Source organism: Pseudomonas sp. S2_F03 (assembly GCF_054668335.1).
In genome coordinates this window covers 516517-541534 of sequence record NZ_CP162759.1, presented here as the reverse complement: position 1 = coordinate 541534, position 25018 = coordinate 516517, and the positions used below count along the sequence as shown (strand labels likewise).

Sequence of the window (25018 nt, the reverse complement as noted above, 5' to 3'; positions counted from 1 at the left end):
CCTCATGCGCCCTGAGGCGCGCTCAGTTGCTGAAAAAACGATGTGGAATCGTTATGCCCGGCGCGCCGATTGTGCTTCGCAAAGCGCCATTGGCATATCCTGCGTTGCGTGTCTATTATGAGACTCAAGTCTCATTACAAGACGGAGTATCATTTATTCCATGCCGACCTCGAAGTCAAGCCCGCCTGTCCGTGATACTGATACGCAAGGCCGCGCCAACCAGCGGCAACGCACGCGTCAAGCGCTGATCGATGCCGCCATCGCCTTACGCGACGAGGGCCACAACCCGACTGTCGCGCAAGTCGCCGAGCGCGCGATGGTGTCGCGGGCCACGGCGTATCGTTACTTTCCCTCGCCTGAGGCGTTGATCAGCGAGACGGCGGCCGATCGCGACATGACGCCGCTGGAGAACCTCTGGCGGCCGGGAGACGATCCGGTAAAGGGCATCGGCCTGGCGGCGAACGCGTTGAACACACTGCTGCTCGACGACGAGATTGGCCTGCACGTGATGGAGCGCTCGTTCATGACGGTGTGGCTCGAAACGGAACCCCACGAACCCTTGCGGCCGGGGCGACGCATGAGCTACATCGAGCCGATTGTCGACTCGCTGAAAGACGTGCTCTCACCCCGCGCACGCAAGCGACTGAAACAGGCGCTGTCGATCGTGATCGGCACCGAAGCGTTGATCGCCGTGCGCGATATCGGTGGCGCGAGTATCGAAGAATCGCTCGACACCTGCGTTTGGGCCGCTCGAGCGCTCGTCCGCCAGGCGCTGGCGGAGGATGAGCAGGCGCGGCAAAAGCGCAAGGCTGTGTCCGCAAGATTGCGAAAGTGAACCCGCATTTCACTGGGGGCGCACTCGAGTAGCCCGTCGACGCAAGTCCAGACGGGGCCCGGTGCTGCTGCATCGAAGAAGAGCGACGGTTGGTCGAATGAATGATGAATCCGGGTGAATGAGACTGTCTGTTTTTTGATGGGCGTAGCGGCCTTTTAAAACAATGGGTTGGGGTACAGAGGTTCAGAATCCCCACGTCGTGATTGCTTACTGACGATCGAAATTTATCCGACCTAAGTCTGATTTCTTGACGCCAGGAGCCTTGGACACTCGACGGATAACCAGCGGGGTCCCTGGTTCCCTGCTATTAATCAATGAGTGTTCGAGTGCTAATCCTTTCGGGAGCGCGTTATGAGTCCATCCATTCGCATCGGCATTGCCGACGATCATCCTTTGTTGCGTGAGGGCGTTGCCAATACGTTGAAAAGGCGGGCGGATCTTCAGGTCGTGGAGCAGGGCGCCAATGCGGATGAAGCCAGGGATATTGCCGTGAGGGTTCGTCCGGACGTGATGTTGATGGACGTCAATATGCCGGGCGATGTTTTCGCCGCGGTACGATTCATTGCCACTGAGCTGCCGGAAGTGAAGGTGCTGATGCTGACCGTTTCGGAATCCGAAGATGACGCCTTTTCGGCACTGGAGGCCGGCGCGCGCGGGTATGTGTTGAAAGGAGTCAGTGGACCGGAACTGGTCCTGGCGATCAGGTCGGTTGCCAAGGGCGAGTCATACATCACCCCCGAATTCGCCAATAAACTGCTTAATAACATCAAGAAACACAAAGCGGAAAATCAAACGTTTGATCTCACCCCTCGCGAGGAGGAAGTCATTTGTGAAGTTTCAAAGGGGCTGACCAATAGAGAGGTTGCGTCAAAGCTGTCGATCAGCGAAAAAACCGTCAAGCATCACATGGGCTGCGTGATGCAGAAACTGCACGCCCGAAATCGTGTCGAAGCGGTCACGGCCCTACGGCATTACAGGGAGCACGAAGCTGTCGGGCGGCTTCACATCGACGCAGGGAAAACACAAGCGGATGCCGGGAACGGCTCCTGACTAGATCTTGAACTGTGCATTGACCGACGTACCCGAGGCGCAAGAGTCGATGCTGAACAACCCGCCCAGCGATTCAACGCGATAACGCAAACCGGCGAGCCCCAATCGGGTTCTGCCGGATGTCTCGAGCAGCATGGCGTCCGCCGTCATGCCGGGACCCCTGTCCCTGACGCTGATATTCAATACTTCATCAATGTATTGCGCCTGGATGACCTGACCCTCGCCGTTGGCATGACGGTAAGCGTTGTTGAGGGCTTCTTGCACAAAACGGTACAAACAGAGTTTGAGTGGTAGTGACGCGGCCTTCGGTAGTCGCCCCAGGGCTAACGTGACCTTGGTACCCGTGCGTTGCTCGTGCCGTTGCGCCACCAATTGCAACTCTTCCACCAGGCTCAAATCGTTGATTTCCGGAAGTGCCAGGCCTCGTGATAATTCGCGGACCTCCCGCAATGCGTCGGTGGCGGCGCCACGAATGGTTTCCATCGACTCCTGATCGACCGCGGAGCAGTTTTCGGCCAAGTCGTCGAGCCGGATCAGAATCAAGGTCAATAACTGCGCCGGCCCATCGTGCAGGTCTGCACCAATGCGCCGCAAGGTGAGTTCGTTGACCCGGGAAAACTCCTGGGTCGCCGTCGCCATCTTGCGCTGGAGTTCGACATTACTGACGTGTAAACGGGTTTGCTCCTGCAGCCGTAAGTGCAGTGCCACTTGTTGGCGCTGGATAATCTTGTCACCGCGTCGCACGATGAAGAAAAGCAGCGTCAGCATTGCCAGCGTCGCGGCACCGACAACCTCCCATACCTGCTGTCGGACACGATTGATCTCGCGCTTGAGGCTCTCGGCCTTTTCATAAAACTCGCCCACCGCGATGACTTTCCTGGAGTTTGAATCCCGCAGAGGCGCGTAGATCTCATAGAGCGGCAGGTTGAGCTTGCGTTCGAACTCGTTCTCCTGCTGGCTCAGCTCTTCAAGGTCGGTGACCACTTTGCCTTTGAATGCCTCGGTGATCTCATCCACGGGGAATTGGTGGTTGGTGATGGCTTTATTCGTGCTGTAGACAACTGTGCCATCCGCCCGCCAGATCTTGATCGAAACAATGTGCTGTTTTAGCGCACGACTTTGCGTGAGGCGGTCCAGGGCCTGGACACTTTCAGCGGAGAGGTTGTTGTCCCGGCTCATCTCCTGCACATAGGGCTCCAGAAACGTGTCCATGTACTGAGCAGCGGCTTCTGCCGCGCTATGTACCGCGGCACCTTCTATTCGTAGGCTCACCAAATTGCCGACGAAGAACATGGTCAGTCCCAGGATCACCGCAGCGGCAATGACAAACTGGGTCGAGTGACTCAGATTGCGCACCTGGACTCTGATTCGTCTGTGCCAGATAGGGGAGGGGGCGCTCAGCGCCTCAGTCTCCTGCGCGATAAACGTCTCGTTTTTGGATTCGACTTTTGCATCGTTTGCCATCGATTGGGTTCCCTGAACATCCTGATAGGTCGATTGGACAACCCTGCAACTCACTGTTTGTAGCCAATTTGTCGCAACAGATTCTTGCGCCACTGAATGTCTTCATCGCCTTCAATGTCATTGGCACAAAAGCCATCCACTACGCCCAGGATTGCTCGCCCTTGTTCCGTCTCAGCGAGAATCACCTCGGTTGGATTGGCTGTTGCACAAAGATACGGCAGACCTCTGGAACCATTTTGATGGTGTTTAACACGTTCAGCGGATAGAAACCGTCGCCCAGGAAAATGATGAAGCTATGGCCTGCGGCGATGGCTTTCGCATTCTTCTGTGCAAGTTCAATCATTGGGGTATCGGTGCCAGACCATCGCACCAGGCATTTGCCAGAGGCTTCACAAAGGCCACGCCAAACTGGATACCTGGTACAGCATTGACCAGCGCTTCGTGGATGTCCTCGACGGACTTGATGAAGTGCGTCTGACCTAAAATGAAGTTCGTCACTTCCGGTTTATCGATTTTCAACGTGATGAGTTGCATCTCAAACCCCTCCATTCACGAAGTCGTTACCAGCGTCTGGCAACACACCAAGCATAGCTACTCATTTGTTATTGCTCCGGCAACCGACGGTTTCTGGCCGTTTGCTCCCTGTCGTGAGGGGGGGCAATCGACCAACGTCAGACGGACTTGTCGTCCTGATGGTCGTGACTGGGCGTTGTTATCGAACCTGGACTTTCGATCGGATCACCCACAACCCCAAAAAAGTCAAAACAGCAAAGCCCCCTCCCATCAAGAAGGTCGCTTGGTAGCCTGCCGTATCCCATAGCGCCCCCGCGATGACACTCGCCATCAGCAAGGCCAGTCCGGTCAACAAATTGAACATGCCAAATGCCGTCCCACGCAGTTCAGCCGGCGCGCAATCGGCGATGAGGGCGGCGAATATCCCCTGGGTAAACCCCATGTGCAGCCCCCATAGAACGACGCCGACGACCAGCCCCGCGATACCCGGCACAAACGCTAGCGTCAAATCGGCAGCCATCAGAAATATCAGACCTATGCCGAGCACCGGCACGCGGCTGACACGATCAGACAATGCCCCGGCGGGATAGGCTGACAGCGAGTACGCCACTGCCATCAGGACAAGTACCGCTGGCGCCCACATCGGCGCCAGCCCAACAGCCTGGCCGCGCAGGATCAGAAAGGCCTCGCTGAATCGCGCCAGGGTGAACACCGAAGCGACACCCACCACCCACCAGTAACCGGCGCCCAGTCGGGCCAGTTCCCGCCGACTCAAGGGCGTACGCACCCGTTGCGGCCCTTGCACTTGTCTGGGCTCATGAACGAACAAAAGCAGCACAGCGACGGCGAGGAAGGCCGGGATGACAGCCACCCAGAACACGGTCTGGAAGTGGTTCGCGGTCAGCCACATCAAACCAATCGCCAGCAACGGCCCCAGGAATGCACCAACGGTATCCAGCGTCTGACGCAGGCCGAAAGCCGCCCCGCGTACCGCGGGTGGTGTGATGTCGGCCACTAATGCATCGCGCGGGGCACCGCGAATCCCTTTGCCGATACGGTCGATAAAGCGAGCCCCGGTCAGCCAGTCCAGCGAGCCCGCCAAAGGAAAGATTGGTTTGGACAGCGCCCCCAGTCCATAACCCAGCGCCGCCAGCAGCTTGCGTTTGCCCAATCGATCACTGAGCGCCCCGGAGAATACCTTGGTGATCGAGGCAGTAGCCTCGGCTATTCCCTCGATGAGACCCACCGCCAGGACGGAGGTACCCAGTACTGTCACCATGTAGAGCGGCAACAATGCATGGATCATCTCTGAGGAGATGTCCATCAGCATCGAGACGAAGCCGAGCGCCCAGATGCCACCAGGAAGGGTGCGCCAGACATTGCCGGTTGACGCCTTCTGGATTGGCGCTGTAGTGGAAGTACCGCCCGACTTGTCAGTGGTTTTCATCATGAGCCTCACACTCCTTTAGCCGCGTCGGCAGGATGCCAGAGGAGGGAGAAAAAAAAGCTGAAAGGTTTGTAACGGTCAACTGTGGATGAACGTCCAGAGATCAGTGCTCAGTTTGTCGATAGCGGCTTTAAAGTCCTTGGTGGTGATGCGCTGGCTCTCGTTCTCTAGCTGGCTGCCGAATACCTTGCGTACCACTTTGGCCATGGTCTGATTCGTTCTCGCGTCAATGAACTCGGCTTCGAAGTAGATATTCGTGTCTTGATCCCGGTGCCCGGTGGCTGCCTGTGTCGCTCCGACAACGGCTGCGATCGGCATCACTTCATACCACTTCATGCCTTCGTTCGAGGCGCTGACGCCCGTGATCGCCGCACGCAGGATCAGGGGGCGTGAGCCGGCCGGTGCAGCGGCCGCGTTAGATACCCTCCGGTATTTCTGGCCCAGCACGATTTTGGCCTTCCTGGACATGTAGTCCTGCAATTCGACCAGCGTCTGCTGATTGACCTGTTCATTGGGCTTCGGCGCGGGGTAAAACTCCAGCGTTCTGAACGCGATGGTGTCATACGCATTCGGGTTCCAGGACGGGCTCACCCAACGCATTGCCTTCTCACCGGTGGCGGTGGTCACTTCTTCCAGGTTGTTGTAGTTGGACAGGAAGCCGGAGTACTGCTCGCGCTCAGTGACCTGGGAGGTGCAACCGCCAAGTAGCAGGCTGGCCATTGCAACGCCAACAAACAGTTTATGGGCCAGGGTCATAGTGAATTCACTCCTTGGAGCCAGGACTAATTACAGGACTCAGTTACAGCCTTCTCGGTGCGTTTGATTTCCTGCTTGATGTCCGTGGTTATTCGCTGTTCTTTGAGTTGCTGTTCGAGAAAATGCTGACTCCCCAGGTTTTTCAGTTCTGCATCGGTCGCTGCGTCCTTTGCCTCCAATTTTGCGGCGTGTGCGTCTATGACCGCTTCAACCTCCGCGTCATTGTTTGCGGTATCCAGCGCGCTGACCAATTCATCCACCTCAGAACTCTCCGCCTCGGCGTAAGCCTCCATAGACAGCCCCGCAGTCATCGCTCGTGCTCGAGTTTCCAGGGTTTTCATATGCTGCTGTACTGACCTGCACAGGGCCTCCTTTCGCTCGTTCTCGAACGATTTCCACTCCATGAACCTCTGCGTTGTTACACCCATCACCGTGATGATGACGGCGGCCCCAATCAATCCGGCTCTCACGTTTCGCAACCTCAACAAGATTTTGTGAGTGATTACCTTAAATCTACTCGAGAAATTAAAAAGCGTAGCAGGACGGTGCTAAAAATCGCTTCGAGCCGTTTCTGGGCATGCTGACTGATTCGGGCCGTTTTCTGTCTGTCGCGGAGGGTAGTAAACGACCCGAAGCGGACATTCACGAAGGTCTGCTTTCGGCTATCAGAGGCATTACCGTGTTTGCCCTGCGCTCGCTGGACGCTGCCAACCTCGCCACCCGCGAAGAGCATCTGGCGAGCGAGGCGCGGTTACTGGCCGATCAACTGAGCACTTTTCACGGCACGTTGCGTGAAAGTACCCAGCGCCTTAGCGGCCTGTTCGAGAAACGCTTCAGTGCCGGATTGAGCGTGCATCCGGATGAGCCGGTGGGCGGTGACTGCCAAAGAGCTGGAGAAGCTTGCGGCGGATTTGCGGCATGAGGTTGATCGGTTTCGTTGAGTCGTTGCCGAGATTGCCATCGCGAGCAGGCTTGCACACAGTTGATCTCGAATGTTCACAAAACCTGTGCTCACCTTCAAGTCTAAACATACAAGCGAGCCTGCTCGCGATGGCATCGACTCAATTTTTCGATTTGTCCCAAATCTTTCTTGGCATTTGCCGGCGTGGTATCGCTTTTTAAGCTTGCTGAAACGTTTCATCAAGTCTATAAAAATGGCACAACTCCAAGAAAGGCTGCTGCCATGACCCCGCTCAAACTCTTTGTTGCCCTCAGCGCACTGTCCGCTGCCTCCCACGCCATGGCCTGGGATTACGTTTTGCTCGACACCGACAAAGCCGCCCAGAACTGGCAGATCACCAGCCAGCAACTCAGCATAAAAACCGACAAACCCTTCAACGTTACCCTACGCACCTTGCACGGCGGTCGGCAGGAGGGCGTCAGCATCGTCGACATCGATAACGGCACGATGAAACTCTCGGTAGTGCCGACTCGCGGAATGAACGTCTTGCAGGCCTCGGTCGGCAATGTGCGCATGGGCTGGGATTCGCCGGTCAAGGAAGTGGTCAATCCGTCCTTCATCGAACTCAATGGCCGCGGTGGTCTGGGCTGGCTGGAAGGTTTCAATGAGCTGGTCACCCGCTGCGGATACGAATGGGTCGGCCACCCCGGCGTCGACAACGGCGAACTGCTGACCCTGCACGGTCGGGCCGCCAACATTCCTGCGAACAAAGTCACCCTGCACATCGATGAAAAACCACCGTACGCCATCACCCTGCGCGGCGAACTGAAAGAGCAGGCGTTCAAGAAGGTCGACTTCTCCGTCGCGACCGAACTGGTCACCGAACCCGGCAGCGTAGTGTTCACCCTCAACGACACCCTGGCCAACAACGGCGACTATCCGAAGGAATACCAGGCGCTGTATCACAGTAACTTCAGCACCCCGTTCCTGGAGCAGGGCGCTCATTTCGCCGCGCCGGTGAAACAGGTGTCGCCGTTCAACGACAAGGCCAAGGGCGATCTGCCCGACTGGCAGACCTACCGCGCACCGACCAAGGACTACGACGAAACGGTTTACAACGTGGTGCCGTATGCCGATGCAAAGGGCGATACGTTGACCGTGTTGCATAACAAGGCCGGCAGCCTGGGCGTTTCGGTCGGCTTCAACACTCAGACACTGCCCGTGTTTTCCCTGTGGAAAAACACCGATACCCAAGGCCAGGGCTATGTCACGGGGCTGGAGCCAGGGACAAGTTTTCCTACAACCGCCGTTATCAGCGGCCACTGAACCTGGTACCAACAATTGGGCCGAAGGAACACAAGCAGTTCCGCATCAGCTACAGCTTGTTGGCGGATAAGGCTGCTGTGGATAAGGCCTTGAAGCAGGTGAGCGAGATTCAGGGTGGGCGGGAGACTGAGGTGCGGCAGACGCCGTTGGTTGATCTGACCAAGGGGTGACACCGGCTAGAGCATTGTCGGCCGATATTGCAGCCCATCGGCCAAATGTTCGCGTCTGATCCCGTCGGCTTGTTCAAGGTCCGCCAGCGTGCGCGCGACCTTGAGCAGTCGATGGGCTGCTCGCAACGACGGAGTTAAACGCTCGCAGACGGATTCCAGCCTGTTTTCATCGACCGTGGATAGGTGTCTAGCCTGTTATTCGTATCGAGGATCTGCATTCTGAGCCTAGGGAGTCCGATGGATTTGTAAATCGTTCGGCTCTTGTCACTTTGCCATCAAAGCATCGAAATTATCGATAACCACTTTAAGGCGCTACTCGCTGATCACACCAGCATGTTGCTGTTTGCCTAATGATGTATTCGGTCACTGTCCGCTCTTGGCCGATTTTTGCCTGTCTCCACCGTCTATATTGGGTCGTTCACTTCCATTAGTCGCGTGAAATCTGCGCGAATTGGCGAATATCGTCATCTGAAAAGCAACGGACTACCGTGAACCGGTCTCCGACCTTGAGACCTTCGGCAGCGCGTTCTCTTGGGCTATTCATTACGACTTCCTGTAAGGCGAGGGTGGGAAAATCAAACAGTATGCTCGGGCCCGGGAAATTCTCCTGGGCTCACCTCAAGTGCAAAGATCCTTCGGCAAACAGAGCCAGTGCGATGAGGATCATGGCCGCGCCGGAAAAACGACTGACCCGTTGAGCGGCGGCTGGACGTGCCCGCAGAACAACCTGCGAGCCAAATCCGACTAGAAGGTAGATCACGCCACAGCTGATAGTGTGGACGAGCCCGAGCGCAATCATCTGCATCGGTACAGGCCAGGGGGCCGTGGCGTCGGCAAATTGCGGCAACAGCGCGAGGAACAGCAGGAACACTTTCGGATTCAGCCCGCTGACGCAAAGCCCCTTGAACGCCCAGCGCTTCCAGGAGCCTGACGCCTGAACCTCATCCGCGTGCGGAGTAGAGGGGCGCACGAGCATGTTGATGCCCAACCAAAGCAGATAACCCGCCCCGGCCATCGTCAGCACTGACAGGGCCAGAGGGTGGTTGGCGACCAAGGTGCCAACACCACCGGCTACCACCAGTGTGGCAATCAAGTGGCCGGATAACAGTCCGCCCACGGCGGGTATGACAACTCGATGCTTCAAGCCTGCGGATATCGCGTAGGCCCAATCGGCTCCAGGCGTGATCACGAACAGTATCGACACCGCCCAGAAGGCCACAAAAACACTGAAGGTCATGGCGTCACCCACGCCCGTTCATCACTCAACACTTCATTCATCATTCCACCTCTCAATTCCAAGGCCGTTCCTCTTGTTTCATTTTGAGGAGTACGGTTGTTAATGGTGGGAGGAAGATTAATGAAATCTGGTTAGAATTAGCTTTCAAAGACGGTCGCAATGGCGTTGCAGGTTGGGGAGATTATTCTGCGTGGATAGAATTGATCGGAAGATTCTTGCTGAGCTGCAAAAGGATGGCCGCCTTTCGGTCACTGAGCTTGCCGAGCGTGTAGGGCTGAGCCTCTCACCTTGTCACCGGCGAGTGCGGGCACTGGAGGAGTCCGGTGTGTTGCTGGGCTATCGCGCGCAACTTGATCCCGGCGCATTGGGCCTGAATTTTTCCGCCATGGTGTTTGCCACGCTTAGGGAGGGTGACAGGCAGGCGGTCGAGGCGTTCGAATCGGCACTCATTGATATACCTCAGATAGTCGATGCCCAGAGGTTATTTGGCGAGCCGGACTACCTGCTGCACGTCATCACTCAGGATCTACCGGCCTTCCAAAGGCTTTACGATGAAAGCCTCTCGACATTGCCCAATGTGCAGCGGCTGACTTCGACGCTGGTCATGAAGCGGGTTGTCCAGGATAGGCCGTTGCCTTTGTGATGGTGCTTGGTCCTGCTTCGCCTTTAAAACAGGGTCTTGCGCCAATCAGGGATGACCGCTCTTGGCCGATTGCCGTCTGTCACGAGGCTCCGCCATCGACCCAAAGCTGACTGTGATGATAGGCGGCTTTGGGTTTGAAACGCATACATAGCGGTCTTTTGCGCTTGCTGACGACACAACTAGCCTTTTGATAGGCGACGCTAACCTCCACCTCCACCTCCACCTCCACCTCTACCTCCGCTGCTAATGCTGTTTTCTGGGTCATTGTTGACCTTGACCTGCGGCCCGACGCCATCTCCCGTACGGAATGTCGGTAACGCAACCGAGTCCACGAATTTCACGCCGTCCCAGCTCGGTAACGGTGTGGGCATCAATTGGAACTGGCCCGGGTGCTCAGAGTCCCAGCGCAGCAGCATCGAGGTGTCCTCATGCTGTGTGTTGTGGCAGTGCTCCATGTAGGTACCGGCAAACTCACGGATGCGTATGGCCATTTCGACATTGTCGAGGCTGTCTGGATCGGAGCCAATACGGTAGACATCCTTGCGCGCCCCTTTTTCCCATTCGGGTGGTGTTTTGCCACCGCGAGTGAGAATGATCCCTTCCTCGAAATGCACATGCACCGGGTGACTCCAGCCATTGCCGCCGTTCTGGATCTTCCAGACTTCCAGCGTACCTTCACCCCTGAACCCTGCCGGTGTCGGGCCAGTGGCCAGTTGTGGCGCGGCTGAAATCCGGCGCGGGTCCATGTTGAAGCCTTCGCCGCCATCGGTCTTGATCGTCCACGGCTTGAAATCCGTGCCGTCGGAGCGGCCAAAGATAAAGGTTCGGTGCCGAGCCTGGGCGAGCCGGGCGATATCGGCAGGGTCATCACGGTGCAAGGGCAGCGGGATCATGAACCTGCCCTCGGGTTTGCCAGGCTTGGCGGGCTCGAAGTCGACGGGGTTCATGCTGACATCCTGGCCAGTGTAGGGCCTCACGTTCAGTTGCATGAACACGCCCACGCCCGGGTCGCCGTTGATCCACTGTGGCCCGTGGCTGGTTTGCCTGACGACGGGAAGGTACTTCTCGGAGAGTACATCTGCCAATGGAATGTCACGTTTGGGAAGCTTGCCGTTTTCATGCTCCTCGATGTTGACGAAGAAAATTTTGTCGCCCGGCTTGATGCCGTTTTTCGCGAAGTCGACGACGATGTCATAGCGCTCAGCAATACCCAGTATCGGCAGAATGGCATTGTGGTCCTGTTTGTCGCCGTCACCATCGAGGTCCAGGCTGCCATCGAACGGCACCGCGTGCTCCATGATATTGCCGTCGTTGGCAATCATGTGGAACGGCACCCGGTTGTATGAAAAACCGGAGTTTTTCGGGCCAGGAAACTCACCGCCATTACCTTTGATCTGACGCACCACCGCCAGCGTGAAGAAGCGAGAAACCGATCCGTTGAGAATCCTGAAGCGGTAGCGGCGGGCACGTACGTCCAGGAAGGGCTTGTACTCCCAGTTGGTCAGCACTTGGTCACCGAGAAAGCCGTCGGTGTTGAACGGGTTGAACCACAACTGGCCGGCCTTGTCCCAGGCCTTGTCGGCAATCGTCAAGTTGATGTCATAGTCGCGGTTACCCCAGCCCAGCGCCGAGCCGCTGGGCAAGCGCAGGTTGACCCCGTCGTCGACCGCCTCGTTGCCACGGTCCACGGCGCTGTAGTAGTTCATCATCGTCGCATTGCCCTTGTAGACATTTTGCGCGGTGAAATCGAGCATGTGGTCGTGGAACCAGTGGGTGCTCATGGTTTCGCGCCAGTCGCCACGGATCTTGATGGCGCCGTTGTTGCAGGTTTTGAAGCCTGGGTTGGCATCGTTGACGAAAAGCTTTTCACCGGGGTCGCACGGGAACGCTGCCCGTGCGTCCTGGGCATTAGTATTGATGCTGTCGTAACCGGCCAATTGGAGCGGCCAGCGATAGTCGTAGTACTGGCCCGGGAAGAAGAACGCGTTGGTAAAGCCGTCGCTTTCCGCGGGGGAGTGACCGTTATGTTCATGGGTGGTGAGGGTGTGCAGGCCAAAGCCCCGGTTGGCCGACGGGTCAATGGGCAAGGCATCGTAATGACGCATCAGCATCGCCTGGCCATTGCGGACTTGAAGCAGTTTCGGCGGAAAGGTGCCGTCGAACGTCCACAGTGCATTGTGGTCCTGGACAGGGAGGTTGGGGTGAAACTGCACTTGAATGCCCTTGGTTGTGCCCTCGTTGGCCGAGTTGCCGTTGGTGTTGTGATAGAGCCCGCCTGGCGCAAATTCCCCCACGGCGTAGTTATGCCGTTGCATACGATCACGCAAGCCGCTGTTGACGTGCGCGCCGGCTTGCACAGTCTTGAAGGCGTCGCGCGGGAAAAACTCATTGAAACGCTGGTGCGACCAGCCTTTTCCCGGTGGCCGGCCCTCTGCGGGCGAATCGACCCGGCGATTGAGGAAATCCTCGATCTGCGCCCTCCAGGGGGTTGCGGTCCAGTACATTGGAGAACTCTGTCGGGAAGGGCGTCAATGCCGGCTGCCTGAGAAAGGCATCCAGCGCAGCCGGTGACGGACCGCTACGCGCCACCTTCAATGGATCTTGCGCCGGTGCGGGGCCCACCGTCGGGACCGGAAACGGCACGGGTGATGGCGGGTCGGCCGCATCCAGTTTGTTCGAACCGAATTCCTCGAAAAGTTCTAGCTTCTGTGAGAACGGTTGAGCCCCGAATACCGGGCTGGCATTACCGTTGGTGGGGATATTGAAGCTGGGTTGCAGATCGGGTGGCAGCACATTGTCGACCAAGGGCGTCTTGCGGTTACCGACCACGCCATTGGGCAAGTCGAAGGCGCCGACGTTTGCGGGAGGCAGCTTGAGCAAGTTCCTCAATGCGGCGTCGGGGTCGGCGGGCTGATTGGTGAACGCCGATGGGTCGGTAGGGGGCGGTGGGTCGGTGTTGTCGAGGGGGGCTGCCTGGGTCTGGGACAAGCCCAGCCCAAACATGAACACGGCAGCAGAGATACTCAGCGCCAGCCTGGTTTTGGACAATGGACTAGGAGTCAACCTTCCGGTATCTAGTTTCATTGCAAACACCTCTGACGGGTTCTGCGGAGCGCGTGGCAATACTCGAGCAATGAGCCACGGCTACTAGCCCAGCTGGCGAAATGTTTGATTTCGAGCCGGGATGGGAGCGATGCAAGCTTTCCGCCAAAAGTGACAGGAGGTGACTAATGACTCTACGCCGCGCTTCTCTTGGCTGCTGGCTTTAAACAGACGTATGAGAACCCCCGGTGAAGGGGAATATGCCCCCCAATACAGGGTGCGATTTGGGGGCTAGAGAAGTGAGCATTTTCTGAATGTTTCGATGGCCACTATTGGCCGAGTGTTGCTTATCGTGAAGGACCACAATCGACCCCGATCGGACGTTGAAGCCCTCGCGAGAGGCGAGCGAAGCGAAGCGAAGCGAACGCCTTGAACCGATTGTCAGGCGTACAAGCCATACCCTGCCGCGATGATCAGCGGAGAAACCAGCAACGTTGCCCAGAATCCCGATTTTGGAACAGCAATGACGCAAATGATCGAGATCATAAGCACATAGATGCCAACAATTTTAAGTAGCACGAGATCGCCAACGGCTACGGCGTGAATCGCTGTCTGCCCTGCGAGCATAAAAAGCGGCCCCAGCATGGTAAACCAGAGGGCAGTACGCCGATCTTCGTGCGCTTTGAATTGGTCAACGAAGCCAGAGTCTATAGCGGCGGCGAATGCTGTTTTGAACTTGATGATACCGAATGGAATATGGAGGACGCCCAAGGCGAACAGGGTCCATGCGACGATGTTTGACATGTCTTATATGCTCCGTAACGGTAAGGTTGGATAGGTGCCTGACAATTGGTTAAGGGGGGCGGCACGCGGTCCCAGAGAGCGAAGCGAGAGGTTTGCGTTTCTTGTCGCGATGGTGTGTCGTACAACATTCCTTGTCATCCCGTAAGTCCTTGCCTGGCTTAGAAGTGGTCACGGCAAATGCGACATTGCTCAAGGAGAAACGCAACATGGGTGAGGGCAAGGACGGCTGCCCTCGAATGAAGCTACCCATTTGCCATCACCGTGTCCACCGTCCACTTTTGGCCGACTGCTGCCTCTCGAAAAACGCAGCGCTCGACCCATCCTGACGTTCTTGAGGGTGTCCGATTGGGTGCCGTGCTGGATGATTGTCTCGCCAGCAACGGCCGCTCATGCCTACTCCATCGCCTCAGCCACCCCCTGATCCTCGCCCAGAAACCCACCGCTCTGATGATGCCAAAGCCGCGCATAGGTGCCGTTTTTACGCAGCAATTCGGCATGGGTACCCTGTTCGATGATGCGTCCGTCATCCATGACAATCAGCCGATCCATGGCCGCGATCGTTGACAGCCGATGGGCGATGGCGATGACGGTCTTGCCCTCCATCATTTCATCGAGGCTTTCCTGGATGGCGACTTCGACTTCCGAATCCAGGGCGCTGGTGGCCTCGTCAAGCAACAGGATCGGGGCGTTCTTGAGCATCACCCGGGCGATGGCAATGCGTTGGCGCTGGCCACCCGAAAGCTTGATACCGCGCTCACCCACCAGGGTGTCATAACCGGTATGGCCTTGCCGGTCGCTCAGTTGACTGATGAAACCATCGGCCTGGGCGTTGGCGGCGGCCCTGCGGATTTGCGCGTCGGTTGCATCCGGGCGACCGTAGGCGATGTTGTCGCGAATGGAACGGTGCAGCAGGGAGGTGTCCTGAGTGACCATGCCGATGGCGCTGCGCAGGCTGTCTTGTGTCACCTGAGCGATGTTTTGTCCATCGATGCGAATCTCGCCACTGTCCACGTCGTAGAAGCGCAGCAGCAGGTTGATCAGCGTGGATTTGCCGGCTCCGGAACGGCCCACCAGGCCGATTTTTTCGCCCGGGCGGATGTTCAGGCTAAGGCCATCGAGCACGTGGCGTTCACCGTTGTAGTTGAAACCGACATTGTCGAAGGTCACCGCGCCGCCGGCGGGCACCAGCACTCCGGCGTCTGGCGCATCCTGCACCTTGGGGCCACGGGTCAAGGTCGCCATGCCATCCTGCACGGTGCCGATGCTTTCGAACAGCGAGGTCATCTGCCACATGATCCAATGCGACATGCCGTTGATACGCAGCGCCATGGCGGTAATCGCCGCAACGGCCCCCGTGCCGACTTCGCCCTGGTGCCACAGCCACAGGGCATAGCCGCCAGCTCCAATAATCAGCGCGACCACCAGCGCCTGGTTGACGATCTCGAACTGGCTGACCAGACGCATCTGGCGAAAGCCGGTCAGCTTGAAATCCTCCATCGCCGCGCGCGCGAAGTGTGCCTCGCGATTGGAGTGCGAGAACAGCTTCACTGTGGTGATGTTGGTGTAGGCGTCCGAGATGCGCCCGGTCATCGACGACCGCGCATGGGCCTGTTCCTGCCCGACTTGCCCCAAGCGTGGCACAAAGTACAGCATGGCCAGGCCGAACAAGGCGATCCAGGCAATAAAAGGCAGCATCAGTTTCAGGTCGAAGCCGCCGGCCAGTGCGATGATCGCGATGAAATAAACCCCGATCCCGGGGGCGATTTCGATGACGGTGAACAGGACCTCGCGCACGCCGAGTGCGGTCTGCATCACCTTGGTCGTCACCCGGCCGGAGAACTCATCGGAAAAGAATGAAAGGCTTTGCCGCAGCATCAGGCGATGGAAATCCCAGCGCAGCCGCAGCGGCAGATTAATCGCCAATATCTGGTGCTGCACCATGGTGCGTAGTGCTACCAACCCGATGCTGGTGATCAGTACGATGCCGATGCCCCACAGCACTCGACTTTCCTGCGCCTGTGCATCGCCGCCGGCCTGCCAGGTGGAGAGCAGGTCCACGACCTGCCCGAGAAAGGAAAACAACCAGGCTTCGTAAATCGACACACTGGCACTGAGCAGCGCAAACGCCAGGATATAACCGCGGGCGCCGCGGGTGCAGGCCCACAGGAACCGCACCAGGCCGACAGGTGGCGGCGGTGCTTCATCGGGTGGGAAAGGGTCGAGTCTTCGTTCAAGCACGCGAAGCATGGTGGCCTCAAAAAGGATCAAGTTAAGGCAATTCTGCCATTTAACGATTGTTTTGAGGCTTTTGCAGGTCAGGGGTTCGGCAAGGTGGGACCATTGTAAGTAATGGCCTGGGCAATTCAGACGACACTTTAGATCGGGTTCTTTACTGCAAACAGTTTTCGGGCTTCAGCAAAACATTTTTCGGCGATGGCCGAGCGCGGTTCGGTTTTGCGCATGACCAGGCCCAGGGGGGGGCGAGCACGCTGGCATCCGGCAGGTTGCTACCGCCGCTGAACGCCGGATCTTCATCGCCAATGATTGTGAAGTCGACTGCATGCCGACCCACCGGGTTTTCGGTGCCATCCACAAAGCCGACCATGCTGCGCATGTCGAAGTAACGGAAACCCTGGACCTCATCAACGACTGAAATCGCATCGCCCAGCGCCGAAAGCAACTGCGTCGCCAATTCGAAACACAGGTCCATCTGGTCCGCACGAATGTGCAGCAAAATGTCCCCCGGCGTTGCCATCGCGCGACGTCCCTTAGTGCCGAACTCGCGAAACGGGTGGAGTGAGGCGGGGCGCGGCTGACCAAAGAGTAAGTCCCAGGCACTGGAACCAAAGCCGCAGACGCACGACAAATTTCCGGAGGGCACCCGTTTGCCGACTGATCGCGTAAGGGCCGCGATGTCTGCGCACTAGCCCCGTACTTTCTCCGCGCGGTCGCTACCCGGAGCCACCGTTGCAACGATGAAGATCGCGCTTCTGGTGATGGGGCTGTAGACGGATTGAGGCTCGGGCGTTTGGTTAGTCATGGGGTGAGTATTGTCATTGATAAGGCCACAAGTGGCGAAAGAGCAAGGGGGAACGAGCGTAACAGATCAGATAGACCGCTGCCTTTGTGAGGGTACGGTCCCATGCCTCTGCTATTGGCGTTCAAAGCTGAAGGCACGGATCTAAGGAAGGAGCGCGGCACGCACGCCGGGGGCGGCGCCGAGGTGGCGACGGCGTCGCAGGCTGCGGATTGAGCGGGGCCTTTCGCCAGGGTGACCACCTCAGGCTTACCCCAGCCGTGAACTTCAGCGTCCTCTACGCCGTGGATTCGCACTAGCGACGATAGTAACGGTGATCGTCCTCGTAACGATGCCGCATGGCCCGATCCTGGTGGCGCTCCCAATCACGACGTTCAGCTTCTCGGCGGGCTTGCTCTCACGCCAATTATCTCTGCGCCATTCATCTCGGCGCCAATCGTCTCTACGATCGTGCCAACGGCCGTCATGCCAGTATCGATCGTCATGGGCTAGCAACGGCCCTGGCTGCTTGCCGGTCATACTGGCCAAGGTCGGCCAAGGGTTGCCGGCGGCCTGGACAGGCGCTTGAATGGCTGTGACTTCAGTGGCGAAAACCGGGGTTGAGGTTTTCATCTGTGTGGCTGATGCCGAGCTCACTGCCGCGAACGCGAACAGGCCGACGAGCACTATCCGTGGGACATGGAATTTCATGAGCGAAGGCAACCTCTGATGGACAATTGGACGTGTGGCGATCTGGCTGTGGTAAGCCTGCGGGGGACGTGCTTACCGAGCGGATGTGCCTATCCACATAGACCGATAAATAGGGAAAAGTTCTAGGAAGCCGTTGCTTAAATAGTCCCCGTTGCCCCAGGAACTTCAGGGTGTTGGCCCGGTCAATAGCGGCCCTGTATCGGAAATGCCGAGCAGCGCTGTGGTCTGTTTTACGCCAGTGCCGTCCGAGTTCAGTCGAGTCAACCCCCTGATGCCAACCAAGAGTTTTCTGCCAGGCCTCATCCTGGTGTTCTGTGCCGTCGCGTCGTTTTGTTCTGTCGCTGCCGAGCGAAGTGCACCCGCGCAAAGCAACAGCGCATCAACCACCTTGATCGAAACAGCCTCGCGGCAGTATGGGAATGGCCAGCTGGACCAGGCCGCCGCAACGCTGGAGCGTGCCCTGCATATCCAGCCGAACAATCCCGCGACGCTGCATTACCTCGGTGTATTGCGTCTTCAGCAGGGGCAGTACCAGCAGGCTGAAACCTTGGCGGCGCGTTCGAACATGAGGGTGGGGCGCAACGTCGAGTTGCGCAACCGTAACTTCCAATTGATCCAGGCGGCGCAGCAGGCCCAATCCTCGGGTATCCCACCCATCGGCAAAGAGGACCAGGTTGCAGTGCAGAAGGGGCTGGAAGAGGAGACCCAAAGGCGCCGCGAAGCGCAGATGGCGGTTGTTGAGCCATCCACTCCGGACACCGGGCGTGACGCTGGCAACTTCGCTAGCGCAGGGGCAGATCGGGTTTCGGATGTACCGACGGCATGGCAGCGCCGGGGCCGAAGGATATTTGCAAATGGCGAATGTCGAGCCAGAGCGGGCGTACGCTGAGCTTGAGATTCCCCGCGGCCATATGCCGCCTCCGGGCAAATGCCGGATTTGGTTTCCTGATCGTCCGCCAGGGCATCAGCCTGCACCCGGCAAATGCAAGAAGCTGCGATATCGGGTTCCTTCAGGGGCCTACCTGGTGCGCGGTTGAGTTTCCGAGTGTCCACTCCTGGCCGATAGCTGCCTGAAGTGAAGGGCCGCTACCGACCCTTTGTGACAGGTAGCGAGCCACCTCGGACAATCGCCTGCCCTCAGGCCTCCAACCCGAACGGGTCGTCTACGGAATAGCTCGGCTGGGTAAACCAGCGCGGGCCAGTGGCGGTCATGTAGAAATGATCCTCCAGGCGAATGCCAAACTCTCCCGGTACGCAAATCATCGGCTCATTGGAGAAGCACATGCCCTCGGCCAGCGGCGTCTGGTCACCACGCACCAGGTAGGGCCCTTCGTGAATGTCCAGGCCGATGCCATGTCCGGTGCGGTGCGGCAGGCCGGGTAACTGGTAGTCCGGGCCGAGACCGGCGGCTTCCAGGCTAAGCCGCGCGGCGGCATCCACCACCCGGCAGGGTTCGCCCAGGCGCGCGGCGTCGAAGGCGGCCAGTTGGGCGGCCTTTTCCAGGTTCCACATGGCGCGCTGGCGGACGCTCGGGGTGCCAAACACGTAACTGCGAGTGATATCCGACTGGTAGCCATGGAGCAGGCAGCCCGTGTCGATCAGCACCATGTCGCCGTCCTTGAGCACCTGCGCGTGCTTCACTCCATGGGGGAAGGCGCTGGCCTCGCCGAACAGCACGATGCAGAAGGTCGAACCCGGCGCGCCCACCTTGCGGTGCGCCTCGCGGATGAACTCGGCAACCTCGGTGGTGCTGATACCTGCGCGCAGGATGCTGGCGGCAGCCTTGTGCACTTCCAGGGTCATGTCTTTGGCGCGCTGCATCAGTGCCAACTCTGTAGCGGACTTGTGATAGCGACACGGGTTTATCACGCAAGAAGCGTCTACGAACTCGAAGCCCGATCCGAGGCGCCGGATTGCGTCGAACATGAAGAACGCCAGGGACGGGCACAGGCCCACCACTGCGTCGGCGGCGATGCCCATTCCAGCGAGCATGTCGAGCAGCAGGCGGTAGGGACTCTCGTGCTCATGCCAACCATGGATAACCCCATCCACCTCACGGAAGTCGCGGATGGTGCCCTCTTCGAAGGCCGGGGCGATATAGGCCAGCGGGCCGTTGGCGGGCAGCACGGCGCCGACCATGCGTTCGCTCGGGCTCCACTTCACTCCGGTGAAGTAGCACAGGTTGCTGCCAGCGTTCAGGTAGAGGGCAGCGATGCCCTGCTCGAGCATCAGGCTCTGGGCCTTGGCAATGCGTGACTGGTATTCGTCGAGGCCGATGGGCTGCATGCCCGCGGTCATCTTCGCCAGGCCGGCCAGCGCCTGTTCCGGAGTTTTGCCACCTACACCCACTGTCATCTCGTTCTCCTGAGTTATGTTGCAGTGCGCGAAATTTAAGCCTGACTTAAAAAGCGGTCAAGACGTTTTTTTAGCCCCACTTAATTTCAATATGGCGAAAAGCCTTTTCGACAATGCGCTGCCCGTTATACTGGCGCCTTTCAGCACACGAGCCACGCCAATGACCGCAGAACAGATCGGGGAACGGTTGCGCCGCTACCGCCGTGCCGCCAACAAGACCCTGAACCAAGTCGCCACTGAAACAGGCCTCACAGCCAGTTTCCTGTCCCAAGCGGAACGTAACCTCACTGGCGTGTCCATCTCCTCGTTGGCGAGAATCGCAAATGCCTTGGGCGTTCCGCTCAACACCCTGTTCGACCAGCCCACCCAGCCCCAGCCCGACTCCCACCAGGGCCAGCGCGTGCGGTACTCCATCGGCAGCCAGCCGCTGGTCTACGAGCGCCTGTCCAGCAACTTCCCCGGCAACCTGATCAATGCGATGAAGATGACCATGGCAGTGGGCTACCAGTCCGAGCTCATCTCCCACGAAGGCGCAGAGTTTACCTATGTGCTTTCCGGGCAAATCGTCTACACCATCGAAGGCCACACCTACCCGCTCGGCCCTGGGGGATCGGTGCATTTTGACTCCACCAAGCAACATTCCATCGCCAATTCTGGCAACGAAGTTGCCGAAGTGCTGGTCGTCACCACCATGGGCGGCCTGCTCGACGATCACCCCACGGCCTGACCGTGCGCCTTTAAAATGTAAGCATTACTTAATTTAAGTTGAAATTAATTTTAGATTGACTTAATTTTTGCCTCGGCCGGTGGCGGCGCGAGCGTCCCTCTCCCCACTTCAGCGCTACCGCCCGAGCCAGGACGTCGGCCTTCGGCTGCCTGTTCGCAAATGACAGGCAGCCTACAGCCCGTAAAGCCGCAGGGTCAGGTGCATCCCCCCAGGAATGGACTACCTGATCTGCCGCCCTCAAAAATAACAACAATGAGGTTCGCATGCGCAAAAAAACCACGCTCAAGACCATGATCGCCGCCGGCCTGATCCTCGGTTCCGGCTTCACCCACGCCGCCAGCAACCTGGTGTTCTGCTCCGAAGGCAGCCCGGCTGGCTTCGACCCAGGCCAATACACCACGGGGACCGACTTCGACGCCTCAGCCGAAACCGTATTCAACCGTCTCTCGCAGTTTGAACGTGGCGGCACCAAGGTCATCCCGGGCCTGGCAACCAGCTGGGACGTTTCTCCCGATGGCCTGACCTACACCTTCCACCTGCGTGACGGGGTCAAGTTCCACACCACCGACTACTTCAAGCCGACCCGCGACTTCAACGCCGACGACGTGCTGTTCACCTTCAACCGCATGCTCGACAAGGACATGCCGTTCCGCAAGGCCTACCCCACCGAATTTCCCTACTTCACCGACATGGGGATGAACGAAAAGATCACCAAGGTCGAAAAAGTCGACGACCATACCGTCAAGTTCACCCTCAAGGGTGTCGACGCAGCCTTCATCCAGAACCTGGCCATGAGCTTCGCCTCGATCCAGTCGGCCGAATACGCCAACCAGTTGCTCAAGGAAGGCAAGGCCCAGGACATCAACCAAAAGCCGATCGGCACTGGCCCGTTCGTGTTCAGCAAGTACCAGAAAGACGCCCAGATTCGCTACAAGGGCAACAAGGATTACTGGAAGCCTGAAGACGTGAAGATCGACAATCTGATCTTCGCCATCACCACCGACGCCTCGGTGCGCATGCAAAAGCTGAAAAAGAACGAATGTCAGATCACCTCCTTCCCGCGCCCGGCCGACATCAAGCCGCTGCAGGAAGACAAGAACATCAAGATGCCTAGTCAACCAGGCTTCAATCTTGGCTATATCGCCTACAACTTCACCCACAAGCCGTTCGACAAGCTCGAAGTACGCCAGGCGCTAGACATGGCGGTAAACAAGAAAGCCATCATCGAAGCCGTTTACCAGGGCGCCGGCCAGTTGGCCGTCAACGGCCTGCCGCCGACCCAGTGGTCCTACGACGAGTCCATCAAGGACGCCGGCTACAACCCGCAGAAGGCCAAGGAGTTGCTGAAGGCTGCAGGCGTGAAAGAAGGCACAGAAATCACCCTCTGGGCCATGCCGGTGCAGCGCCCCTACAACCCCAACGCCAAGCTGATGGCCGAAATGCTCCAGGCCGACTGGGCCAAAATCGGCATCAAGGCCAACATCGTCAGCTATGAGTGGGGCGAGTACATCAAGCGCGGCCACGCCGGCGAGCACGACGCCATGCTGATCGGCTTCACTGGCGACAACGGTGACCCGGACAACTGGTTGGGCACCCTCTACACCTGTAACGCGGTCAACGGCAACAACTTCTCCAAGTGGTGCGATGCTGGCTACGACAAACTGGTGAAGGCCGCCGAGGCCACCTCCGATGTGGACAAGCGCACTGCGCTGTACAAAGAAGCACAGCATGTCCTGAAAGCGCAGGTGCCGATGACCCCGATCGCCCACTCCACGGTCTACCAGCCGATGCGCACCAGTGTGCAGGACTTCCAGATCAGCCCCTTCGGACTCAGTAGCTTCTACGGCGTCTACAACGAACAGTGAGCGACAGGGGCCGGCCAAACGGCCCCCTTCGCCTTCCTCGAGCCGGCGCCAGACCGGCGAGGACTTTCTCACCTGCTACAACGAAAAAAATTAAGCGCCACACCGGGAAACGTCGAGCCGGAGCCTTTACTCACGCAGCCTAAACTGCTGAGAACGGCCAGCACGCTGACCGGCATTACAAAAATAATAAAGAGTGATAAGCCCTAATGCTGAGTTTTATTACCCGCCGATTGGGGTTATTGATCCCCACGTTTTTCGGCATCACCTTGCTGACTTTCGCGCTGATTCGCATGATTCCAGGCGACCCGGTGGAAGTCATGATGGGCGAACGTCGCGTCGACCCCGAAATGCACGCACAGGCAATGGAACGCCTTGGTCTGAACAAGCCGCTGTATGCCCAGTACCTGGACTACATCGGCAAACTGGCCCACGGCGACCTCGGCGAATCGCTGCGTACCCGTGAAAGCGTGTGGAGCGAGTTCACCTCTCTATTCCCCGCGACCCTGGAACTGTCCATGGCCGCCCTGTTGTTCGCCGGTATCCTGGGCCTTCTGGCCGGGGTGATCGCGGCACTCAAGCGAGGATCCCTGTTCGACCATGGGGTGATGGGCGTCTCCCTCGCGGGGTACTCGATGCCGATCTTCTGGTGGGGCCTGATCCTGATCATGTTCTTCTCGGTGAGCCTGGGCTGGACCCCGGTATCGGGGCGGATCGACCTGCTCTACGACATCGAGCCGCGCACCGGTTTCATGCTGATCGACACGCTGCTGGCCGATGACGTCGGTGCGTTCCTCGATGCCCTGCATCACCTGATCCTGCCGGCCATCGTGCTGGGCACTATCCCGCTGGCCGTTATCGCGCGGATGACCCGTTCGTCGATGCTCGAAGTGCTGCGTGAAGACTACATCCGTACCGCCCGCGCCAAAGGCCTCTCGCCATCGCGCGTGGTGTTCGTGCACGGCTTGCGTAACGCACTGATTCCGGTACTGACCGTGGTCGGCCTGCAAGTCGGCACATTGCTGGCCGGTGCGGTACTGACCGAGACCATCTTCTCGTGGCCCGGCATCGGCAAATGGCTGATCGAAGCCATTGGCGCCCGGGACTATCCCGTTGTGCAAAACGGCATCCTGCTAATCGCCTGCCTGGTGATTGTGGTCAACTTCGTAGTGGACATCCTCTACGGCTTTGCCAACCCACGCATCCGTCACCAGCGCTGAGATCATGACCATGACCACTCCAGCTTCAACTCAAAATCAAGCGGTAGCAGTCGATCAAAGCCTGCTTTACCCGTCCCCGTACAAAGAATTCTGGCAAGCGTTCTCCAAAAACAAAGGCGCCGTTGCCGGCCTGATGTTCATGTTGCTGGTGATTTTCTGCGCGATCTTCGCGCCATGGGTTGCCCCGCATAACCCGAGCGAGCAATACCGCGATTTCCTGCTGACCCCGCCAGCCTGGCTGGAAGGTGGGCAGATCCAGTTCCTGCTCGGCACCGATGAACTGGGTCGCGACCTGCTGTCGCGTCTGATCACGGGCTCGCGGCTGTCGCTGATGATCGGCTTGTCGTCGGTGGTGATGTCGTTGATTCCGGGGATCCTGCTGGGTCTGTTCGCCGGGTTCTTCCCGCGCCTTCTGGGCCCGACCATCATGCGTCTGATGGACATCATGCTGGCGCTGCCGTCGCTGCTGCTGGCCGTGGCGATTGTCGCCATCCTCGGCCCTGGCCTGATCAACACCGTGATCGCCATCGCCGTGGTGTCCCTGCCGTCCTATGTTCGACTGACCCGCGCGGCGGTGATGGGCGAACTGAACCGCGATTACGTGACCGCCGCCCGCCTGGCCGGTGCCACGTTGCCGCGCCTGATGTTCATCACCGTGCTGCCGAACTGCATGGCACCGCTGATCGTTCAGGCCACCCTGAGCTTCTCCTCGGCGATTCTCGATGCCGCGGCACTGGGCTTCCTCGGCCTTGGCGTACAACCGCCAACCCCTGAGTGGGGCACCATGCTGGCTTCGGCTCGCGACTACATCGAACGCGCCTGGTGGGTGGTCAGCCTGCCGGGTTTGACCATTTTGCTCAGCGTGCTGGCAATCAACTTGATGGGCGACGGCCTGCGCGATGCGCTGGACCCGAAACTCAAGAACGCCGCCTGAGGAGA

15 protein-coding genes and 10 pseudogenes are annotated in these 25018 nt (G+C 58.5%); 10 read left to right on the top strand and 15 right to left on the bottom strand.

Annotation, left to right across the window (positions count from 1 at the left end):
• The first annotated feature begins 160 nt into the window (after positions 1-160).
• Together AB4N76_RS02590 and AB4N76_RS02585 are read left to right on the top strand one after the other, a co-directional pair.
• Positions 161-835 (top strand): TetR/AcrR family transcriptional regulator, encoded by a 675-nt coding sequence (locus AB4N76_RS02590; protein ID WP_460164080.1) that lies wholly within the window; start codon positions 161-163, stop codon positions 833-835.
• Between the two features lie 351 nt (positions 836-1186).
• Entirely contained in the window at positions 1187-1885 is a 699-nt protein-coding gene (locus AB4N76_RS02585) for a response regulator (protein ID WP_046032435.1), read from the top strand.
• On the opposite strand, the gene AB4N76_RS02580 is transcribed toward AB4N76_RS02585, so the two are convergent.
• From AB4N76_RS02580 to AB4N76_RS02560, 5 genes and pseudogenes are all read right to left on the bottom strand, one after another.
• Positions 1886-3349, bottom strand: coding sequence for a sensor histidine kinase (locus tag AB4N76_RS02580; protein WP_046032434.1), 1464 nt, complete (start codon positions 3347-3349; stop codon positions 1886-1888).
• A 50-nt stretch (positions 3350-3399) separates the two neighbouring features.
• A pseudogene (locus AB4N76_RS02575) lies at positions 3400-3883 on the bottom strand (adenosine-specific kinase).
• A gap of 178 nt (positions 3884-4061) precedes the next feature.
• On the bottom strand, positions 4062-5309 hold the full coding sequence (locus tag AB4N76_RS02570; RefSeq protein ID WP_046032617.1) for an MFS transporter: 1248 nt from the start codon (positions 5307-5309) through the stop codon (positions 4062-4064).
• 78 nt (positions 5310-5387) lie between these two features.
• Positions 5388-6065, bottom strand: coding sequence for a DUF3313 domain-containing protein (locus AB4N76_RS02565; protein WP_046032432.1), 678 nt, complete (start codon positions 6063-6065; stop codon positions 5388-5390).
• Positions 6066-6091: 26 nt separating this feature from the next.
• Positions 6092-6523, bottom strand: a complete 432-nt coding sequence (locus AB4N76_RS02560) for a hypothetical protein (protein ID WP_460164079.1) — start codon at positions 6521-6523, stop codon at positions 6092-6094.
• 182 nt (positions 6524-6705) lie between these two features.
• Between AB4N76_RS02560 and AB4N76_RS02555 the strand changes: the two are divergent.
• A pseudogene (locus AB4N76_RS02555) lies at positions 6706-6936 on the top strand (methyl-accepting chemotaxis protein); the annotation flags it as partial.
• A 312-nt stretch (positions 6937-7248) separates the two neighbouring features.
• A pseudogene (locus AB4N76_RS02550) lies at positions 7249-8462 on the top strand (aldose 1-epimerase family protein).
• A 6-nt stretch (positions 8463-8468) separates the two neighbouring features.
• Here AB4N76_RS02550 and AB4N76_RS02545 read toward each other — a convergent pair.
• The 3 genes and pseudogenes from AB4N76_RS02545 to AB4N76_RS02535 form a co-directional block, all read right to left on the bottom strand.
• Positions 8469-8645, bottom strand: a pseudogene (locus AB4N76_RS02545) (magnesium chelatase subunit ChlI family protein); the annotation flags it as partial.
• Positions 8646-8892: 247 nt separating this feature from the next.
• A pseudogene (locus tag AB4N76_RS02540) lies at positions 8893-9006 on the bottom strand (acyl dehydratase); the annotation flags it as partial.
• A 69-nt stretch (positions 9007-9075) separates the two neighbouring features.
• On the bottom strand, positions 9076-9699 hold the full coding sequence (locus AB4N76_RS02535; RefSeq protein WP_046032429.1) for a LysE family translocator: 624 nt from the start codon (positions 9697-9699) through the stop codon (positions 9076-9078).
• A gap of 190 nt (positions 9700-9889) precedes the next feature.
• Here AB4N76_RS02535 and AB4N76_RS02530 point away from each other — a divergent pair, with 190 nt between their 5' ends.
• Positions 9890-10342, top strand: coding sequence for an Lrp/AsnC family transcriptional regulator (locus AB4N76_RS02530; protein ID WP_046032615.1), 453 nt, complete (start codon positions 9890-9892; stop codon positions 10340-10342).
• Between the two features lie 200 nt (positions 10343-10542).
• On the opposite strand, the pseudogene AB4N76_RS02525 reads toward AB4N76_RS02530, so the two are convergent.
• From AB4N76_RS02525 to AB4N76_RS02500, 6 genes and pseudogenes are all read right to left on the bottom strand, one after another.
• Positions 10543-13426: pseudogene (locus AB4N76_RS02525) on the bottom strand (multicopper oxidase domain-containing protein).
• 399 nt (positions 13427-13825) lie between these two features.
• Positions 13826-14188: a DUF6463 family protein gene (locus tag AB4N76_RS02520; protein WP_046032427.1), complete on the bottom strand. Its 363-nt coding sequence runs from the start codon at positions 14186-14188 to the stop codon at positions 13826-13828.
• Positions 14189-14581: 393 nt separating this feature from the next.
• Positions 14582-16435 carry an ABC transporter ATP-binding protein gene (locus AB4N76_RS02515; protein WP_460164078.1) on the bottom strand — a complete coding sequence of 618 codons (1854 nt, stop codon included), beginning with the start codon at positions 16433-16435 and terminating at the stop codon, positions 14582-14584.
• 128 nt (positions 16436-16563) lie between these two features.
• Positions 16564-16694, bottom strand: a pseudogene (locus tag AB4N76_RS02510) (LysR family transcriptional regulator); the annotation flags it as partial.
• Between the two features lie 51 nt (positions 16695-16745).
• Positions 16746-17069, bottom strand: a pseudogene (locus tag AB4N76_RS02505) (Dyp-type peroxidase); the annotation flags it as partial.
• Between the two features lie 451 nt (positions 17070-17520).
• A pseudogene (locus tag AB4N76_RS02500) lies at positions 17521-17915 on the bottom strand (hypothetical protein).
• A 271-nt stretch (positions 17916-18186) separates the two neighbouring features.
• On the opposite strand from AB4N76_RS02500, the pseudogene AB4N76_RS02495 reads away from it, so the two are divergent.
• Positions 18187-18952 (top strand): annotated as a pseudogene (locus tag AB4N76_RS02495) (tetratricopeptide repeat protein).
• A 100-nt stretch (positions 18953-19052) separates the two neighbouring features.
• On the opposite strand, the gene AB4N76_RS02490 reads toward AB4N76_RS02495, so the two are convergent.
• Positions 19053-20270, bottom strand: coding sequence for a M24 family metallopeptidase (locus AB4N76_RS02490; RefSeq protein WP_460164077.1), 1218 nt, complete (start codon positions 20268-20270; stop codon positions 19053-19055).
• 160 nt (positions 20271-20430) lie between these two features.
• Here AB4N76_RS02490 and AB4N76_RS02485 point away from each other — a divergent pair, with 160 nt between their 5' ends.
• The 4 genes from AB4N76_RS02485 to AB4N76_RS02470 all read left to right on the top strand — a co-directional run bounded on the left by AB4N76_RS02485 (position 20431) and on the right by AB4N76_RS02470 (position 25013).
• Positions 20431-20997 (top strand): helix-turn-helix domain-containing protein, encoded by a 567-nt coding sequence (locus tag AB4N76_RS02485; protein WP_046032422.1) that lies wholly within the window; start codon positions 20431-20433, stop codon positions 20995-20997.
• A 263-nt stretch (positions 20998-21260) separates the two neighbouring features.
• Positions 21261-22862 (top strand): ABC transporter substrate-binding protein, encoded by a 1602-nt coding sequence (locus AB4N76_RS02480; protein WP_460164076.1) that lies wholly within the window; start codon positions 21261-21263, stop codon positions 22860-22862.
• A gap of 206 nt (positions 22863-23068) precedes the next feature.
• On the top strand, positions 23069-24079 hold the full coding sequence (locus AB4N76_RS02475) for an ABC transporter permease subunit (RefSeq protein ID WP_046032420.1): 1011 nt from the start codon (positions 23069-23071) through the stop codon (positions 24077-24079).
• 4 nt (positions 24080-24083) lie between these two features.
• The gene (locus AB4N76_RS02470; RefSeq protein ID WP_408980958.1) at positions 24084-25013 is read left to right on the top strand and encodes an ABC transporter permease subunit; all 930 of its coding nucleotides are present in this window, start codon (positions 24084-24086) and stop codon (positions 25011-25013) included.
• Positions 25014-25018 lie beyond the last annotated feature (5 nt).

Excerpts from the sequence above, each read along its gene's own strand:
- AB4N76_RS02590 (WP_460164080.1), top strand. The coding sequence starts at position 161 with ATGCCGACCTCGAAGTCAAGCCCGCCTGTCCGTGATACTGATACGCAA.
- AB4N76_RS02585 (WP_046032435.1), top strand. The coding sequence starts at position 1,187 with ATGAGTCCATCCATTCGCATCGGCATTGCCGACGATCATCCTTTGTTG.
- AB4N76_RS02580 (WP_046032434.1), bottom strand. The coding sequence starts at position 3,349 with ATGGCAAACGATGCAAAAGTCGAATCCAAAAACGAGACGTTTATCGCG.
- AB4N76_RS02570 (WP_046032617.1), bottom strand. The coding sequence starts at position 5,309 with ATGAAAACCACTGACAAGTCGGGCGGTACTTCCACTACAGCGCCAATC.
- AB4N76_RS02565 (WP_046032432.1), bottom strand. The coding sequence starts at position 6,065 with ATGACCCTGGCCCATAAACTGTTTGTTGGCGTTGCAATGGCCAGCCTG.
- AB4N76_RS02535 (WP_046032429.1), bottom strand. The coding sequence starts at position 9,699 with ATGACCTTCAGTGTTTTTGTGGCCTTCTGGGCGGTGTCGATACTGTTC.
- AB4N76_RS02520 (WP_046032427.1), bottom strand. The coding sequence starts at position 14,188 with ATGTCAAACATCGTCGCATGGACCCTGTTCGCCTTGGGCGTCCTCCAT.
- AB4N76_RS02515 (WP_460164078.1), bottom strand. The coding sequence starts at position 16,435 with ATGCTTCGCGTGCTTGAACGAAGACTCGACCCTTTCCCACCCGATGAA.
- AB4N76_RS02490 (WP_460164077.1), bottom strand. The coding sequence starts at position 20,270 with ATGACAGTGGGTGTAGGTGGCAAAACTCCGGAACAGGCGCTGGCCGGC.
- AB4N76_RS02485 (WP_046032422.1), top strand. The coding sequence starts at position 20,431 with ATGACCGCAGAACAGATCGGGGAACGGTTGCGCCGCTACCGCCGTGCC.
- AB4N76_RS02480 (WP_460164076.1), top strand. The coding sequence starts at position 21,261 with ATGCGCAAAAAAACCACGCTCAAGACCATGATCGCCGCCGGCCTGATC.
- AB4N76_RS02475 (WP_046032420.1), top strand. The coding sequence starts at position 23,069 with ATGCTGAGTTTTATTACCCGCCGATTGGGGTTATTGATCCCCACGTTT.
- AB4N76_RS02470 (WP_408980958.1), top strand. The coding sequence starts at position 24,084 with ATGACCATGACCACTCCAGCTTCAACTCAAAATCAAGCGGTAGCAGTC.